Genomic DNA, 16,974 nt, shown 5'->3' on the forward strand with positions numbered 1-16,974 from the left:
GATGTACGGCAGGGCAGGTCCGGAATTGCTGAAGGCACGAATGCTGCCACGGCTCCACACAAAGTGAGGAAGAACCTCAAAACCTGCCGCCTGTGCTCACCGCCGGGGCAAAGCGGGTGATCCGAACACCATAAGAGCCGTGGGCTCAGGGACGCAGACCACCTGGCGCCTCATTCCTCCTCTTCAAAGATCCACATCTCGCTCGAGGGTTGAGGCCTCGGTCCCTCCCGCAAGCCGAGAAAGGCGGGAATGCGAAGCCTCTGCTCCGGCGTGAGGGAGGCCACCAGCGGCCGTGCCGCTGCCAGGAATTGCTTTAGATCCTTTGCACGCGCTTCATCATCCGCCGCGACGACGTCCAGAATGTCGAGGAAGTCCTTCGGCGCGACCTTTTCGTGGTCCTGGCGACGCTGCGCCGCGTTCTTAGAGATATTGCGGATCGCGGTTTCCAGCGGTGGCCAGAGCTTTTCCTGCTCCGGTGTCAGCTCGATCACCGTTTTCAGAGCGGCAAGGCGCGCATTGAGCACGGCACGCGCATCGGCGGCGCTGTAAACCGAGACCGGTTCGGCGGCTTGCTGCGCGAAAGCGAGGGAAGAGGTGCCGATGGCTGCGGCAACCACAACGGCGGACAACAAAGACTTCATGTCTTCACCATGATCTCAGGGAAAAGGCGATTGGGCGTGAAATCCATCGTCGCGGCGACGTCACTTCCATCCACCACCCGGCAGCGGACCGTGATAGATCGTGTCGCGGCAATGACCCCAAGGGCCACGCCAGTAGCCGCCCGGGCAGCCGTTCCCAGCCGGCGCCACCTTGTAGCCACCGCCGGGCGTGGGGCCGTAATACGGGGTGTCTCGGCAGTGGCCCCACGGCCCGCGCCACGCGCCGTAGCCGCAGCCCTGAGCTACCAGCGTCGCGCCCGAGGACTGAGTTGGCTGGGGGGCAGGAAAAGCATTGGCAACACCGGCAGACAGCACCAACAGGCCTGCCGCCATCATCAGCTTCATATTTGGCTTCATCTTCAATCCTCGGCTGTGTACCCGCGCAACCTCAAGAAGGGATCGAAGATCATCGTCATCCGCAATGATGACACGTCTTCGAACGTGGAGGGGCAGTCAACAGTCAATGATACGCCTTATGACTGCAAAAAACATAAACACAATTTCAACGTGTGATCATTCGCGCAAGTCATTGTTGATCGACAGGCGCGCCATTAACGTTGCAAGATAGCGGTCGCTTACCACCCGTCGTGGCGGTAACATAGAACGATATTGTCTAGCGTAGTTTCGATGAGTGATGATGCAATGTCTAAGATGGATTTGACCATTACCCCGAAGGGTAAGGCCCATGACGCGGAGCTGTCTCAAGAGATCGTTGCCCTGTACGAAGCCGAGGCCGATCTCCTCCAGCTTCCGTCGCTCCTATTTGCTGCGACAGCGCGTCTGATCGATGCCGAGGTCATAACCTATTCCGAGTTCCACCATGCGAGCGGCGAGTTCCGCTCTGTCCTCTCCGTCGATGACGAATTCTCGCGGCGAACCACAGCCATGGCAGCCTTCGCGCGCCACATGCACTCCCATGCCTTCTGGAGTTTCGACGCCGACTTCTTCGGCGAGCAGGCGCTGCGTGATTCGGATTTCTTCAGCGATGAGGAATTTCTGGCACTGCCCATCGCCCAAGAGGTCTTTCTCCCGTTCGGAGCCAGACACATCATGTCTATCGTCATCCGGCATGGCGATTATGTCCTGACCATCACCGGACATCGGGTAATCGGGCGCCCCCCGTTCGGCGACACCCCACGGGATCGGCTGGCCGCCTTTCGGCCGCACGTGCTGCGCTGCTATCGCCAGGCGCAGGAACGCACGCTCGCCGCGCTCACACCCGCCGATCGCCTGCGCATCGCCTTCCCGGAGCTGACACCGCGCCAGCTCGAGGTCGCGTCCTGGATCGCCAATGGGAAATCCAATGAGGACATCGCCGCTATCCTCAATGTGGGGATCGACACCGTGAAGGCTCATATGAAGGCAATCCACGCCAAGATCGGAGCCGACGGGCGCCTCGCCATCGCGGTGATCGCTTACACAATCCCCCCCTTTGCCCGCATGCCGCCGCTGTGGCGGCTCGGAGAGAATGTATGGGGTGAGGGTATCACGCGTCGCAATTCACGATCTAGGCCCAGGTGAGAATCCGCCGATCTAGGGTCTAAACCCATCGCTGGCGGTGTAATTCAAGCGGCTCGCGGAGGATGATTCGCCATGAGCCGGTTATTCTGGTTGAACGAAGAACAGTGGGCCACGATCGAGCCGCTTCTGCCGCGTTACGGCAGCCCGCCTTCTTCGCTGGGCGTCATGCCGGGCATCGGGGGCTTCCAGCGCCTGACGCGGATCGTCGGCAAGGCGAAGGCGATGGAGATGTGGGGATGTTCTGCCGCAACGTGAAGCGGTGGCGGGATGCGGCCATGGCTCTGCGCTGGACAGGGGCCGCCATGATCGAAGCCGCCAAGGGCTTCCGCCGACTGAAGGCCCACAAGCAGTTGCCCAGCCTGCGCGCCGCCCTTCTCGCTCATCAGGCCGAGTGCGCCGGCGGCGCCGGCCTTGACCCTGTCCGCGAGGCTGCATAGCCTCCTCAAACAACGACGCCCGCCGCGCTCTTTTCAACATCGGGCGGGACATCCCCCCTGCCATGGTCGTGCCATGCGCCTGAAAAGAAATTTTTGCCAGGTCCACCGCGATCATCGTATCCTTTAGGTCACTCAGCCGGGGTGGCCGCAACCCGGCACCCACCGAATAGATCGCGCGCTGCACCGCCAGCGCACGATCTCGGATGCCAATAGCTAAGAGCCCGCCGATCTGGTCGAGATGCGCCTCATATATTGCGCGTGGAACGAATTCGATACCGTCAAGATCGCGGGTTTTGTTCGCGGTCACCCTCCGCCTCCGCCTTCGCCGCCACCTTCCACCCGCGACGGGATGTGACGCTGAACAATGCCAGAAGCTCAGCGCCAGATCCCGCCGCTCACCCCGCTGAACAGGCTAAATCGAATCGCCAGAGCGAACTCACAGCTGGATAGAAGTTGGGGGCAATGTCAGTTCGGAACGTCCGGTCATCGGACAGTGCTAGCGAGTGCAGCACGTCGAATGGCGTACAGCTCGCCGCCCACGACGGCGGTTGTGGCGGTCGTTTCGATTACAGCGGTCGTCATGGTCTTTGCTCCTAACGTGCAGGGTTGCAGCGCAGCGCTGCAACCCTGCACGTCGGCAAGCCTTGACCGAGACCGACACGAGCTGACTGTCGTCGTTTGAAGATCCGTCTTGAGCTCCGGGTATTCAGCGTTTTCCCGAGCCGTCCTATCTTTCAGAACCTCAAGACGAAGTTGCCGCGCACGCCGTGGTCGTAGGCATCGTCGGCGAGCTGACCGGAATAGGCGATGCCGAGCTTGGCATCGGCGCTGACAGCGACGTCGAGGCCCGCCTCCACCACCGCCGCGTCGCGCGCGATCGGCACGCCGGCGATGGTGAACGGCACGCCGCCGCTCGCGAAGGCAAACGTCAGCTCCGGCGTCACATCGCCGAAAGCGTGCTGCCAGCCGAGCGTGCCGCGCGCGGTCACCGCCATGCCGTTCGCGACGCCGAGCAGGGCGGAGCCGCGCAGGCCGAGTGTGGTGAAGGTCGCGTCCAGGGATTGACCGGCGGTACCAAGCGCCGCGACGCCGCCCGTCTCGGTGAAGCTGTCGGTGTGGAGGTTGACATAGGCCACGCCGGCGAACGGCTCGAGCGCGGCGCTGCCGAGCGTGATGGCATAGCCCACCTCGCCGAACAGCTGTGCGGTGGCGGCGTCGTAATCGGCGATCGCGAGCTCGGCAAAGCCTGGGAAGGTAACGGAGCGCGTTGTGTCGAGCTGGTGCCAGGTATAGGCGGCGCCGCCGCGCAGGCCCCACGGGCCTCGCTGAGTGCCGCCGTAGAGCGCGAGGTGGACATTGTCGATGGAGGCCGACGAGTTACGGGCATCCACGTCCAGCGAGGTCTGCGTGTAGCCAGCGGCAAGGCCGAGCCGCCAGGTGTTGGCGAAGGTGACGTCGAACCCGCTGATGAAACCGCCGACGCTGCTGTCGAGGGTGGCGGCATTGCCGTCGCCGTCGATCCGCCCCCAGGCGCCGATCGCCTGCGCCCAGGCAGCGGACACCGGCTCATCGGGGAACTGGCGCGGTGCCTTGTCTATCAGCGACGCACCGGCTGCCTCGTAACCCAGCGCGGCAGACCTTTGCGGCGTCTCCGGTGCAAAGGTGACGGTCGGCACCTCAGGCCCGAGCGCCGCCAGCGGGTCGGGGACGTTACCGTAAGCCTGCCGTGCCCGCCCGAGCACCGCGTCGCGCACGTAACGCGACTCGTCGAGCATCACGCCCGCCGCGCTCGCATGCACCTCGCCCGACAGCGCATCGTAGGCTTGCCGGGCGCCCGCGCCGGTGGCCTGATTGAACACGGCGGCGCCGAGCGCGCTGTGGGTGCCGCTTACCTGCAGCGCATTAGCGACCGCGCGCTGGTTCGGCGTCCACGCCGCCGAGCTGAACGGCAGCTGCGTGAGATTCAGGAAGACGTTGTTGGCGTCGAAGCTGAGCGTCGGATCGAGAAACACGGAGTTGACCGTCGTCGACAGCGTCTCGGTCCCGCTCACGCCGCCGTCGGCGTGCAGGATGGTGTAGCTGGTGTGGGGTCCGTAATCGTCGGGCGTCGCCGCCACCTGCACGGTGCCACCGAGCGTCGCCGCGCCGCTGACATTGGTGCGGTCGGCGGCGGTCGCGGAGACTTCGATTTGCTGGGTCGCCGTGGCCGAGAGCGCGAGATTTCCCTGCACGTTGATCGTCCCGATCGAGTTGCCGGGCGCCAGCGTGCCGCCGTTGATCGTGGTCGCGGGCAGCGTGCCGGTGCCGCCGACAAGACTGCCGGCATCGACCGTGAGCAGGCTCGATGCGCCGATCGAGCCGTTCACGACCAGCGTGCCGGCGTTGACGGCCGTTGCGCCGGTATAGGTGCTGGCGCCGGTGAGGAGGGTGGTGCCGGTGCCGTTCTGCTGCAGGGCGCCGCTGCCGGAGATGGCGCCGGCAAAGGTGAGCGTATTGGACAGGTTGAAGGCCAGCACGCCGTTGTTGACGACATTGCCGGTGATCGAGCCCGACGTCCCGCCGTCGCCGATCTGCAGCGTCCCCGCGCCGATGGTCGTGCCACCAGTATAGCTGTTGGCGCCGGTCAGCGTCAGCGTGCCGGCGCCGGTCTTGGTGAGCGCGCCGGCACCCGAGATGACGCCGGAGGCGGTGAGATCGGTGGTGGTGCGCAAGGTGCCGCCGCCGCTGTTCAGCGTGATGGCGCGCCCCGTCGTGAAGGCCGACGTGTTCTCGAGCGTGCCACCGTCGAAGGCAAGGCCGCCGGTCGCCGCGCCGAGATTGTTGTCCGCCGACACCGACAGCGTGCCGGCGTGGACGGCCGTGCCGCCAGCATAGGTGTTGTTCGCTGTGAGCACGATGGTGCCGGCCCCGATCTTGACGATGCCGCCCGCGCCGGTGATCGGGGTGGCGAGGGTCGCGGTCGTGCGTGCGCCTTCGGCCCATAGGTGCGCCATGCCCGTCGGGGCCAGCGCGCCGCCGCTGCCGGCGACGAGGCTGTAGCCGTCGACGACGAATTCCAGGCTCTCGAAGGCCTGCGTGCCTTCGACCGTCACCGTGCCGGGCGTGCCGTGGAAAATCCCCTGCACCCCGCCCCAGAGCGTGGACATGCTGCCGTCCGCGTTCAGCCAGTTGGTGCCGGTCGCGGTCCAGGTGCCGCTGCCCCCGACCGGGTCCGAGCCGCCTTGCCAGAACTGTGTCCTGGTGGGATCGGCGTAGACCGTGAGATTCACCTGCTGGGCGGTGGCGGTGTTGATCGCGGTCGTGAAATCGAGCGGCTGGCTTCCGAGCGCCAGTCCGTTGTCGGTGAGGCTGCCGCCATATTCGATCAGGTGGTACACGCCCGTGCCAAAGCCGGGGGCGCCGGTAAGGTTGAGCGTGCCGTCGAGCGTCAGGTCGCCGCTAACGTCGAACAGGGTGCCGCTCGGCGCGCCGAGCACGACATCGACGTTCGAGGTCGCGTTGAGCGCGAGCGCCCCCATGCCCAGCGTCGATCCGTTCGTGCCGGCGAGGGTGCCGCCGTCCTGCACATTCACCGCGCCGCCGATGCTGCCTGCGCCCGTCAGCGTGGCGCCATTGGCGACGCTGACCGGGCCGGTGCCGATCGAGCCGTTCACGACCAGCGTGCCGGCGTTGACGGCCGTTGCGCCGGTATAGGTGCTGGCGCCGGTGAGGAGGGTGGTGCCGGTGCCGTTCTGCTGCAGGGCGCCGCTGCCGGAGATGGCGCCGGCAAAGGTGAGCGTATTGGACAGGTTGAAGGCCAGCACGCCGTTGTTGACGACATTGCCGGTGATCGAGCCCGACGTCCCGCCGTCGCCGATCTGCAGCGTCCCCGCGCCGATGGTCGTGCCACCAGTATAGCTGTTGGCGCCGGTCAGCGTCAGCGTGCCGGCGCCGGTCTTGGTGAGCGCGCCGGCACCCGAGATGACGCCGGAGGCGGTGAGATCGGTGGTGGTGCGCAAGGTGCCGCCGCCGCTGTTCAGCGTGATGGCGCGCCCCGTCGTGAAGGCCGACGTGTTCTCGAGCGTGCCACCGTCGAAGGCAAGGCCGCCGGTCGCCGCGCCGAGATTGTTGTCCGCCGACACCGACAGCGTGCCGGCGTGGACGGCCGTGCCGCCAGCATAGGTGTTGTTCGCTGTGAGCACGATGGTGCCGGCCCCGATCTTGACGATGCCGCCCGCGCCGGTGATCGGGGTGGCGAGGGTCGCGGTCGTGCGTGCGCCTTCGGCCCATAGGTGCGCCATGCCCGTCGGGGCCAGCGCGCCGCCGCTGCCGGCGACGAGGCTGTAGCCGTCGACGACGAATTCCAGGCTCTCGAAGGCCTGCGTGCCTTCGACCGTCACCGTGCCGGGCGTGCCGTGGAAAATCCCCTGCACCCCGCCCCAGAGCGTGGACATGCTGCCGTCCGCGTTCAGCCAGTTGGTGCCGGTCGCGGTCCAGGTGCCGCTGCCCCCGACCGGGTCCGAGCCGCCTTGCCAGAACTGTGTCCTGGTGGGATCGGCGTAGACCGTGAGATTCACCTGCTGGGCGGTGGCGGTGTTGATCGCGGTCGTGAAATCGAGCGGCTGGCTTCCGAGCGCCAGTCCGTTGTCGGTGAGGCTGCCGCCATATTCGATCAGGTGGTACACGCCCGTGCCAAAGCCGGGGGCGCCGGTAAGGTTGAGCGTGCCGTCGAGCGTCAGGTCGCCGCTAACGTCGAACAGGGTGCCGCTCGGCGCGCCGAGCACGACATCGACGTTCGAGGTCGCGTTGAGCGCGAGCGCCCCCATGCCCAGCGTCGATCCGTTCGTGCCGGCGAGGGTGCCGCCGTCCTGCACATTCACCGCGCCGCCGATGCTGCCTGCGCCCGTCAGCGTGGCGCCATTGGCGACGCTGACCGGGCCGGTGCCGATCGAGCCGTTCACGACCAGCGTGCCGGCGTTGACGGCCGTTGCGCCGGTATAGGTGCTGGCGCCGGTGAGGAGGGTGGTGCCGGTGCCGTTCTGCTGCAGGGCGCCGCTGCCGGAGATGGCGCCGGCAAAGGTGAGCGTATTGGACAGGTTGAAGGCCAGCACGCCGTTGTTGACGACATTGCCGGTGATCGAGCCCGACGTCCCGCCGTCGCCGATCTGCAGCGTCCCCGCGCCGATGGTCGTGCCACCAGTATAGCTGTTGGCGCCGGTCAGCGTCAGCGTGCCGGCGCCGGTCTTGGTGAGCGCGCCGGCACCCGAGATGACGCCGGAGGCGGTGAGATCGGTGGTGGTGCGCAAGGTGCCGTCGGCAGCCAGGGTGATGGCGCGCGTCGTAGTGAAGGCGGAGGTGTTCTCAAGCGTGCCGCCATTGAAGATCAGGCTGCCCGATGCATTGCCAAGGTTGGTGTCCGAGGAGATCGACAGTGTGCCCGCGTCGATGATCGTGCCGCCGCTGTAGGTGTTGGCAGCGGTGAGCGTCAGCGTGCCGGCGCCGAACTTGGAGAGCGAGCCGGTGCCGGAGATCGCGCCAGCGTAGCTGAGATCGTTGGAGCGGTCGAAAGCAAGGACGCCGTTGTTGACGATGTCGCCGACGATCGAGCCCGACGTGCCGCCATTGCCGAGTTGTAGCATGCCGGCAGTAATGGTGGTGACGCCCGCGTAGGTGTTGTCCGCGGTGAGAATCGTCGTGCCCGTACCGTTCTGCTGCAGGGCGCCGCTGCCGGAGATCACGCCGCCGTAGCTGAGATCGTCGGAGCTGTTGAAGGCGAGGACGCTGTTGTTCGTGACATCGCCGATGATCGAGCCCGAGGTGCCGCCATCGCCAAGCTGCAGCGTGCCGGCGCTGATGGTCGTGCCGCCGGCATAGGCGTTATCGCCGGTCAGCGTCAGGGTGCCGGCGCCGGTCTTGGTGAGCGCGCCGGTGCCGGAGATGACGCCGCTTGCGGTGAGATCGGCGGCGGTGTTGAAGGTGCCGCCACCGGCAGCCAGGGCGATGGTGCGCGCCGTCGTGAAGGCCGACGTGTTCTCCAGCGTGCCGCCGTCGAAGGCAAGGCCGCCGGCCGCCGCGCCGAGATTGTCGTCGGCCGACACCAGCAGCGTGCCGGCGTTGATGGCCGTGCCGCCCGTGTAGGTGTTGGCGCCGGTCAGCACCGTCGTGCCCGTTCCCGCCTGGATCACCGTGCCCGTGCCGCTGATCACGCCGCCAAATGTGTATGTATCAGAGCGGTTGAAGGCGAGCGTGCCGTGGTTGGCGACATCGCCGACGATGCTGCCCGAGGTCCCGCCGTCGCCGAGCTGCAATGTGCCTTCCCGCACAATGGTGCCGCCGGCGTAACTGTTCGCGGCCGTCAGCACCAGGGTGCCGAAATCGGTCTTCACCAAGCCGCCTGTCCCGGTCAGCTCGGAGGCGATGGTCGCGGTCACGCTGGCGCCGCTGTAGCTGCCAACGCCCGTGCGGATGATGGTCTCCGAACGCGCGAGCGTGATCGCATCGCCCTCGACCTGGTAGCCGTCGGTCGCAAACTGCATGCCGGCGATCGAGATCGCGCCGCTGACCGTGACCGTGCCGGCCGATCCCTCGAAGATGGCGAAATGGTCGTTGCTCCATGCCCCGTTCGCGGCGCCGTTCGCGTCGGTCCAGTTCGCGTTCGACGTCGTCCACACGCCATCGCCGCCATTGACCTCGTTGTTGTCCTGATTGGCCGGATTGCCGCCATCCCAGAAGCGCAGGGTCACGCCCGTGGTATTGATCAGATTGACCTGATTGGCGACCGCCGTCTGCACGGTGACATCGCTCGAATCGACGCCGGCCGGAAGCGTGCCGATAGCAAGGCCATTGTCGGTGAGGCTGCCGTCATAGTCGAACAATCGGTAGACGCCCACGCTGAGGCCGCCGAGATCGGTGACGTTGAACTGGCCAGCAAGGGTGAGATTGCCGGCCACGTTGAACAGCCCGGTGCTCTCCGGCGCGCCGAGCGAGACGTTGATGTTTGATCCACTGGACAAGGTGAGGTCGCTGCCGAAATTGAGGACCTCGCCCTGCCGACCGATCAGGGTGCCACCCGACGCGACGGTCGTGACGCCACCGACCGTACCATTGCCGCCGAGCGTGCCGCCGGAGGCGACGTTCATGGCGCCGACGACCGTGCCGTCGACCATCAGCGTGCCCGCACTGATGCTCGTGCCGCCCGTGTAGGTATTCATGCCGGTCAGCACGGTGGTGCCGTCCCCGGTCTTGGCAAGCCCGCCGGTTCCAGCGATGACGCTGCTCACTGTCAGGTCGGCATCGGTCTGCAGCGTGCCGCCACCGGCTTCCAGGGTGATGGCGCGTGCTGTGGTGAAGGTGGAGGTGTTCTCAAGCGTGCCGCCGTTGAAGCTCAGCCCACCGGTGGTGGCGCCGAGATTGGCGTCGGAGGAGACCGACAGCGTTCCCTGGCTGATCGTCCAGGGGGTTACGGCGTCCGTCGTGCCCGTCAGCGTCCAGGTGCCGCTCCCCGTCTTCTCGAAAGTCTCGAAGCCCTGATATTGCTGGGTCGCACCGATCGAACCGACCGCGAAGATCCCATAAGCGGTCCCGCCCAGCGCCAGGGTGTCATCGGTTCCGCCATTGGCGTTCACATCGCCCTGGATGTCGAAGCCGTCACGCAGTTCCAGCCGGTTGCCGCCACCTGCGAAAGTGATGGCGTCAACGTGATAGCCGGGGATAAGCGGGTCCGTGCCGCCGTTGATCGTACCGCTGTTGATCACGGTGCCACCATTCACCGACACGCCATTGCCGCCGAAAGCGCTCGCGCCGCCGTTGATCGTGCCGGAATTGATCAGTGTGGCCCCATTGGCGAGCGCGACGCCGGCGCCGCCAGCGCCGGTGCGGCCGTCGGCGCCGTAGCTTGTGAAACCGAACTCGCCGGGGGCGCCGCTGCCGCCGACGGCACCGACACCGCCGTTGATCGTGCCGTTATTGGTCAGGGTGGCTCCAGTGCCCGAGAGCACGACGCCGATGCCGCCGGCGCCGCCACTGCCGCCATCACCGCCGCGGTCGGCGTAGTGGCCGTTGCCGCCGTTGCCGCCGTTGCCGCCGGTGATCGTGCCGCTATTGGTCAAGATGGCTCCAGTGCCGGAAAGCAGCACGCCGCTGCCGCCGCCGCCACCGCTGCCGCCCGGAGTGCCGGTGAGGCCGTCGTTATCGATGCCGCCGGCGCCGCCGTAGCCTCCGATGCCGCCGGTGCCGCCGGTGATCGTGAGGTTATTGGTCAGGGTGGCTCCAGTGCCCGAGAGCACGACGCCGCTGCCGCCGCTGCCACCGCTGCCGCCGTAGCCGCCGGTACCGCCGGCGGTACCGGCGCCGCCGGTGCCGCCGCTGATATAACCGCCATTGGTGATCGTGGTGCCGGCAGACGAGTAGATTCCGACCCCACCGCCTCCGCCGCTGGTGCTGGTATCCGTGTTGGCGATGCCGCCATAGCCGCCGGCGCCGCCGGTAATGGTCGAGGAGGCGACGATCCACACCTGGCTGCCTCCGGTGAGCACGAGGCCGATGCCGCCGGAACCGGCCCCGCCGCCGTAACCGGAGGCGCCCCCCTGGCCGCCACCGCCATAGCCGCCGCGACCGCCGGTGATGTCGAAGCCGATCAGGCCGAGATAACCCGAACCGGTGACGACCAGGCCGAAGCCGCCGCCGCCGCCGCCGCCGCCGCCGCCTCTGTGATAAAAGACCGCGCCGCTGCCCCGGCCGCCATTGCCGCCATTGCCGCCGGTCGCATCGCTGCCCGGCAGCGCGCTGCCATAAAAGCCGTGCGCCCCACCCCCACCGCCGCCGCCGCCAGCGCCTTCGCTGCCGTCGCCGCCATTGCCGCCGGTGCCACCGCCGGCGGCGCCGGGAAGGCCGGCGGCGCCGGGAGTGCCGCCGGTGCCGTCATAGGAGCCGGTGCCGCCATAGCCGCCGGTGACGCCGGCGCCGCCGCCGCCGCCGCCGCCGCCGCCGTAGCCGTTGTTGGCGTAAGTGAAGCCGTTGCCGCCGGTGCCTGTCGCGCTGTCAGTCCCCCCCGGGCCGCCGGGGTTGCCGTGGCTGCTGGCGCCGCCGGTGCCGCCGTCGGCGAAGACCGGCGCCGCCGGCACGATGAGGAGAGTCCCGACCAAAGCGACGGCAACCAGCGCCGTCGTGCCGATGAGCGCCCGCCTCAGCCGGCGCGCGCGGTCGGAAGGATCATGCGAGATTTCTACGAACCGTGCCTGGCGAACGGCGGTGTCAATTCGCCCATGCGTAGGGGTGATTGGAGCGTCCGACCGGTCCAAATGGGGCTTGGGGCGCGGTGCCACCGCTATACCACCCGTACGCCGCGCAGATTGCGCTTGGTATCGCTCCAGAAGGCGTCGTTCTCTACTCGACGGACCAGGTCGGGCGGCAGGATGGTCTGCCGCTCGACGTATTGCACTTTGGCGGCGACACGATGCAGGCCCGGCGTGCCGAGCCGCGCGTCCAACTCCTCCTCAGCGTAGTCAACGTGATCGAAGTCATGGGCGAACAGCGGTTGGCCGATGAAGTCGTAGACCGCCGCCATCGCCTTGGCCGGCGCACGCGTCAGCGTCTCGTAGGTCAGCAGCATGAGCCGGTCCGTCTGCTCCCCGTAATAGGCTTCCTTGAGCGCGTTGAAGGCGAAGCCGACCATGCCGTTCATTCCGAGCAGCCCATCCACCCGATTGTAGACCGTGCCACCGGGCTCGAAGTTGAAGATCTTGGACGGCTCGAACTTGTTGCGCCGGATCAGCCGCTCCAGGCTGTCGAGCACCCAGGGTATGTCGCGCACGCAGGCGATCACCTTCGCGTCCGGGAACAGCGCCGCCAGGGCCGGCAGCTTGCTGCACCACAGGCGATTGGTGTCGAACACCAGCTTCTCCGCCTGGATATCCCGGTAATAGCTCTCGAACACGCCGGCGAGGATGGCCTCGCGCTGCGCCTCCTCGATGAACAGGGCGAACTCGTTCTCTTGGCTCATCTGCCTGAGCAGGGCTGTGAACAGCGCACCGACCGGACTGCTCATGGCGGCATGGACGTGCGGATTCTGGCGCAGAATGCCGGCCAGCAACGTCGAGCCCGCCCGCGGCAGGCCGGAGATGAAATGGATGCCGTGCTGCATGCCGCCTCGCGTGCCGATTGCTTCTACTTACCCCAGTCGCGGCTGGCGTAAACGGCGAGCAGCGATACAGTGCTCGGCCCTCGACGGTGACGCTCTTGGCTCTTCCGTCCCGACCACGAATTGCTGAGATTTGCACCATTCCAGCCCCAAGCAAACAATTTGCTCTCAGTTCGGCGGCACAAGACAATTCGCACGTTGCGGCCATGCCGTAACGTGCAGGTCCGTGTGCACTCCGGGATGGGGATGATGCGATGCGGTCGCCGGGATAGTCCATTACCCGAAAGAGTAGGAGAGGAAATGTCGCGCTCTGCGCGGCGGAACCCGATCTGACGAAGCTGCCAAGGCTCCTGACCTAAGGGCACCTCGAAAAATGTCGCGATCTGGCCGGATCCGGGTAGAATTTCCGGTGTGGGCAGCATGACCGGGGGTTCATGATGGGCCAGATGGCTTCTTCGACGTTTCGAAGCGCTATGCGGGACTGGACGCGAAGGCAGATCCGCTGGTGAAGCTGAACGCGATGGTGCCCTGGGACTGGAGCCAGTTTGGCGGCGGCGGCCGGAAGAGCGGAAGTCCAAGGCGCGCCGCAAGCCGTGGGACGTGGTCGTGATGTTCAAGGCGATCGTGTTGTGCGAGCTGTACAACCTCTCCGACGAGCAGTTCGAATACCAGCTGCACGACCGGCTGTCGTTCATGCGCTTCCTGGGGCTGGGTCTGGAGGACCCGGTGCCGGATGCGACGACGGTTTGGCTGTACCGCGAGCAGATGGTCCAGGCAGAGGTCGTCGAGGAGCTGTTCGACGCCTTCGACGCGGACCTGAAGGCGCAGGGCTGGCTGGCGATGGGCGGGCAGATGATCGACGCCTCGATCGTGCCGGTGCCCAAGCAGCGCAACGGGCGCGACGAAAATGCGGCAATCAAGGCGGGCGAGACGCCCGAGGGCTGGGCCGACAAGCCAGCCAAGTCCCGCCAGAAGGACACCGATGCGCGCTGGACCAGGAAGCACGGCAAGTCGCACTACGGCTACAAGAACCACGTCAACGTCGATCGGCGTCACAAGCTGATCCGGCGCTACAAGGTGACCGACGCGTCGGTCCACGACAGCCGGGTCGTTGACGACGTGCTGGATGACGACAACACGGCCTCGGACGTCTGGGCGGACAGCGCGTACCGGTCGGCCGAGATCGAACGAAAACTCGAAGACCGCGGCCTGAAGAGCCGGATCCACCGCAAGGCCCATCGCACCCGTCCGCTCACCAAGCGCGAGCAACAGGGCAACAAGACCCGCTCGAAAGTTCGCGCCCGGGTCGAGCACGTGTTCGGTGCGCAGACCAACGACATGGGCGGCACGCTGGTGCGCAGCATCGGGATCGCCCGCGCCAAGGCGCGGATCGGGCTGAAGAACCTGGCCTACAACCATGCGCCGGGCGGTGCAGCTGGACGGGCTGGCTGCCGCACGCGGGCCGACGTGAGCGAGACGGTTACAGGAGATGTGCGTCCGGACAGCGGCTGAACAGACAAAAACAACCGAAAACCGCCGTCGAGTGGCGCCCATTCGGGCGATCAGCGGCCATCGGGGGCTTTCGATGGCCCAAGACGGGCCGCGCCGACGCATATATCGAGGTGCCCATGAGGCCTGGGGCCGATCTCTTTGACCCACTTCCAACACCATCATTCTGAGGGACAGCCACCCAAAACGGCTACTCGCGAGACGCCGGCCCATTACGGCATCTAGTAAGAGCGGACATGTTCTGTTAGATGTGCCCGGCAGCAATGGCGTGGCGTTCGTCGCATGTATCGAATGAGCATTTGGCTGATTGCGCTGGCTCTCGTTTTCAACGGGATGATGGACTATGCTGAGATTGATCCATCGGGAGCCTGGGTAGCGGGCGCGCAAGGCCATGTGGCAGCCTCTAGCATGGCGGATTGTGTTGCCCACGCGGACCATGCCGCCGCGGGCGTGAAGCATGGCGGCCGACACCACGACCCCCTGCACAATCACCTCAAATGCTGCGCGCGGTGCTCGATGGTGAGCCTGCTTCCCGGCGTCACTGCGGTGCCGCTGGCGTTGGCCTACGCGGATGCCATTTTCTACACCACGCAGCATGATCTCGTCGGCCGGCCCGTCGCCCTCGATCCCCATATCCCCAAGCCGATCGCCTGAATGACCGCGTCGCCCGCGCGACGCGGCATGGCGGTGTTTGTCTGCACGGCTGCGCAGTCAGCGCCATCCCGTTTCATTCGGCAATGACCATCGCCGCGTCGCGTCTGATCGACGGCGCGATGCTTGGGGAGAATCCAAAATGCGCAAGATCTTATGGCTCGCGATCGCTGCGGCAGCGCTGGCCATCAGCGTTCCGTCCCAGGCCCACGAACCCGGTACGACGAGTGGGAGTGGGAGTGGCGGTGGCGGTGGCTACGGCCCAGGCTGGGGCATGGGTCCCGGCATGATGGGCGGTTATGGTGGCGCCTATGGCCCTGGCATGATGTACGGATATGGCCCCGACGGCCGCAGCTATCAAGGCGGCCCAGCCGGCGGCGGCCAAGTCTACCGCGGCAAGAAGCTATGTTGGCATGAGACCAATGCCGACAGGGGCACCGGCTATTACGAGCCCTGCGGCAACTGACCCATCAGGAAGCGATCAAACCACGCGCCGTGTTGGCACGCGGCGCGACATCGAAAATGCGAAATCTTGGAGATGCACCATGCGTAAGCTTCGTTACGGCCTTCTGGTGGCCGGTTTCACGCTCGCGGCCTCCGGCTCGGCCCAGGCGCAGCCCTATTACGGCCCCGGCATGATGGGGGGCTATGGACCGGGCCAGGGAAGGATGGGCGGCGGCTATGGCCCCGGCTGGGGCACGGGCGGCTACGAGCCTTGCGCGGGCATGATGGGACCCGGCATGATGGGGTATGGTGGCAGCTACGGGCCCGGCTGGATGATGCAGGGCCACGGCCCCGCAATGATGGGGTATGGCGGCTATTACGGGAACCGCGGTGACCTCGATCTGAGCATCGATCAGGTGAAGACCTATCTGGCGCAGATGATCCGCAATCCGAACCTGAAGGTGGGCGACGTCAAGGAAAAGGACGCGGACACCATCGTCGCGGAAATCCTCACCAAGGAAAAGGACGCCTTGGTGCAGCGCCTTGACTTCAACCGCCACAACGGCTTTGTGCAACCGGAGCAATGACCATGGGATATGGCTACGGATACGGACCGCATTGGGGCATGATGGGCGATTACGGAGGCTTCGGCATGATCATCTGGCTCGTCATCCTGATCGCCATCGTGGCGCTGGTGGTCTGGCTGGTGCGCTCCGCAGGTCCGTCCGGGGTGCATTATCTGCCGTCCCATCAACCACCGCAGCGATCAGCTGGCCTCGATGTCTTGGAGGAACGCTACGCCCGCGGCGAAATCAACCGGGAGGAGTACCTCCAGAAGAAGAAGGATATGGCCGCCTGACCAGCAGGCGTACCGTCAAAACGCGCCGGCCTGACGGAGGGCCGGCGCTCCTTCAACCGATCAATTGACGTTTCGCGCATGATGGCTGCCGCTGATTTCCGGCCAGCGATAAGCTGGACCATTCCATAGGGGAAGGACGATACGGCTGGGTTCAAGAATCGCGATACCTTCATGCGGCGACGAAGAGCTTGCCAGCCGCCCCCGCGATGCTGCTCAGGAGCGTGTCACCCGTGTCACCCGAATGCCATGTCCTCATCGTGGACGACGACGCCGAGCTACGTCGGTGCGGATGGACATCACCGTCCAGCCTTCGGCCTCCAGCTTCTTCTGAAGGGCCTCGCGGGGCTGCCAGTCGGCCAGGGGAACGCGGCAGTCGCGGTCGGCCGGTGCTGGCTCTGTCCCGAGGCAGGCCACAGCTGTCGTGCTGATCGTGCTCGCGCTCATCCGCTATTTTCCTTACCGGGTGTTCTTCAAGACCCACCGGCTTCGGGCGTTGGCCTATCTCGTGCTGGCCTTTCACGCGGTGGTGCTGCTCAATTTCCGCGACTGGATCTCGCCCCTGGGCATGGTGATAGCGGTACTGCTCGCCTGGGGAACGGCGGCTGCTATCATTGTGCTCCTGCGCCGGGTCGGTGCCGGCCGGCACGTGGACGGCACCGTCACCGCGTTGAACTATTATCCCGGGGTGAAGGCGCTGGAGACCATCATCGATGGCCCGCCCCTCGCTGACATTGAGGGATCAGAACAAGAGCTGCTCAAAATCGTACGCTAAGGGCG

General features: G+C 66.2%; 11 protein-coding genes and 4 pseudogenes. 10 read left to right on the top strand and 5 right to left on the bottom strand.

The annotated features are described in order from the left end of the window. Positions 1–170: 170 nt before the first annotated feature. Both V5F77_RS23845 and V5F77_RS23850 read right to left on the bottom strand, forming a co-directional pair. On the bottom strand, positions 171–641 hold the full coding sequence (locus V5F77_RS23845) for a Spy/CpxP family protein refolding chaperone (RefSeq protein WP_429007738.1): 471 nt from the start codon (positions 639–641) through the stop codon (positions 171–173). 60 nt (positions 642–701) lie between these two features. Next, entirely contained in the window at positions 702–1,016 is a 315-nt protein-coding gene (locus V5F77_RS23850) for a GCG_CRPN prefix-to-repeats domain-containing protein (RefSeq protein ID WP_429007739.1), read from the bottom strand. Between the two features lie 285 nt (positions 1,017–1,301). On the opposite strand from V5F77_RS23850, the gene V5F77_RS23855 reads away from it, so the two are divergent. The 4 genes and pseudogenes from V5F77_RS23855 to V5F77_RS23870 form a co-directional block, all read left to right on the top strand. Then, a complete protein-coding gene (locus V5F77_RS23855; RefSeq protein ID WP_429007740.1) occupies positions 1,302–2,180 on the top strand; it encodes a helix-turn-helix transcriptional regulator in 879 nt (292 codons plus the stop codon). A 144-nt stretch (positions 2,181–2,324) separates the two neighbouring features. Further along, positions 2,325–2,411, top strand: a pseudogene (locus V5F77_RS23860) (enoyl-CoA hydratase); the annotation flags it as partial. 11 nt (positions 2,412–2,422) lie between these two features. After that, positions 2,423–2,617: pseudogene (locus V5F77_RS23865) on the top strand (IS256 family transposase); the annotation flags it as partial. A 315-nt stretch (positions 2,618–2,932) separates the two neighbouring features. Next, positions 2,933–3,067: pseudogene (locus V5F77_RS23870) on the top strand (IS3 family transposase); the annotation flags it as partial. Positions 3,068–3,351: 284 nt separating this feature from the next. Here V5F77_RS23870 and V5F77_RS23875 read toward each other — a convergent pair. Together V5F77_RS23875 and V5F77_RS23880 are read right to left on the bottom strand one after the other, a co-directional pair. Next, entirely contained in the window at positions 3,352–11,739 is an 8,388-nt protein-coding gene (locus tag V5F77_RS23875) for an autotransporter-associated beta strand repeat-containing protein (RefSeq protein WP_429007741.1), read from the bottom strand. Positions 11,740–11,921: 182 nt separating this feature from the next. Beyond that, positions 11,922–12,737: a sulfotransferase family protein gene (locus V5F77_RS23880; RefSeq protein WP_429007742.1), complete on the bottom strand. Its 816-nt coding sequence runs from the start codon at positions 12,735–12,737 to the stop codon at positions 11,922–11,924. Between the two features lie 478 nt (positions 12,738–13,215). On the opposite strand from V5F77_RS23880, the pseudogene V5F77_RS23885 reads away from it, so the two are divergent. The 5 genes and pseudogenes from V5F77_RS23885 (at position 13,216) to V5F77_RS23905 (ending at position 16,197) form a co-directional block, all read left to right on the top strand. Beyond that, positions 13,216–14,205, top strand: a pseudogene (locus V5F77_RS23885) (IS5 family transposase). A 329-nt stretch (positions 14,206–14,534) separates the two neighbouring features. Further along, a complete protein-coding gene (locus V5F77_RS23890) occupies positions 14,535–14,897 on the top strand; it encodes a DUF2946 family protein (RefSeq protein ID WP_429007743.1) in 363 nt (120 codons plus the stop codon). A gap of 139 nt (positions 14,898–15,036) precedes the next feature. Continuing rightward, positions 15,037–15,360: a hypothetical protein gene (locus V5F77_RS23895; RefSeq protein WP_429007744.1), complete on the top strand. Its 324-nt coding sequence runs from the start codon at positions 15,037–15,039 to the stop codon at positions 15,358–15,360. A 79-nt stretch (positions 15,361–15,439) separates the two neighbouring features. Beyond that, positions 15,440–15,925: a hypothetical protein gene (locus V5F77_RS23900; RefSeq protein WP_429007745.1), complete on the top strand. Its 486-nt coding sequence runs from the start codon at positions 15,440–15,442 to the stop codon at positions 15,923–15,925. Beyond that, entirely contained in the window at positions 15,922–16,197 is a 276-nt protein-coding gene (locus V5F77_RS23905; protein WP_429007746.1) for an SHOCT domain-containing protein, read from the top strand. The genes V5F77_RS23900 and V5F77_RS23905 overlap by 4 nt, the downstream gene beginning before the upstream one ends. Positions 16,198–16,449: 252 nt before the next feature. Here the strand turns inward: V5F77_RS23905 and V5F77_RS23910 are convergent, their stop codons facing one another. Further along, positions 16,450–16,641, bottom strand: a complete 192-nt coding sequence (locus V5F77_RS23910; RefSeq protein ID WP_429007747.1) for a PepSY domain-containing protein — start codon at positions 16,639–16,641, stop codon at positions 16,450–16,452. Here V5F77_RS23910 and V5F77_RS23915 point away from each other — a divergent pair. Then, positions 16,619–16,969 (top strand): hypothetical protein, encoded by a 351-nt coding sequence (locus V5F77_RS23915; protein WP_429007748.1) that lies wholly within the window; start codon positions 16,619–16,621, stop codon positions 16,967–16,969. The genes V5F77_RS23910 and V5F77_RS23915 overlap by 23 nt on opposite strands. Positions 16,970–16,974 lie beyond the last annotated feature (5 nt).

Source organism: Roseixanthobacter psychrophilus, assembly GCF_043195195.1.
In the GTDB taxonomy this organism is placed as follows: Bacteria; Pseudomonadota; Alphaproteobacteria; order Rhizobiales; family Xanthobacteraceae; genus NCEH01.

Coding starts and splice junctions, on each gene's coding strand:
- V5F77_RS23845 (WP_429007738.1), bottom strand. CDS start 641: ATGAAGTCTTTGTTGTCCGCCGTTGTGGTTGCCGCAGCCATCGGCACC.
- V5F77_RS23850 (WP_429007739.1), bottom strand. CDS start 1,016: ATGAAGCCAAATATGAAGCTGATGATGGCGGCAGGCCTGTTGGTGCTG.
- V5F77_RS23855 (WP_429007740.1), top strand. CDS start 1,302: ATGTCTAAGATGGATTTGACCATTACCCCGAAGGGTAAGGCCCATGAC.
- V5F77_RS23880 (WP_429007742.1), bottom strand. CDS start 12,737: ATGCAGCACGGCATCCATTTCATCTCCGGCCTGCCGCGGGCGGGCTCG.
- V5F77_RS23890 (WP_429007743.1), top strand. CDS start 14,535: ATGAGCATTTGGCTGATTGCGCTGGCTCTCGTTTTCAACGGGATGATG.
- V5F77_RS23895 (WP_429007744.1), top strand. CDS start 15,037: ATGCGCAAGATCTTATGGCTCGCGATCGCTGCGGCAGCGCTGGCCATC.
- V5F77_RS23900 (WP_429007745.1), top strand. CDS start 15,440: ATGCGTAAGCTTCGTTACGGCCTTCTGGTGGCCGGTTTCACGCTCGCG.
- V5F77_RS23905 (WP_429007746.1), top strand. CDS start 15,922: ATGACCATGGGATATGGCTACGGATACGGACCGCATTGGGGCATGATG.
- V5F77_RS23910 (WP_429007747.1), bottom strand. CDS start 16,641: ATGAGCGCGAGCACGATCAGCACGACAGCTGTGGCCTGCCTCGGGACA.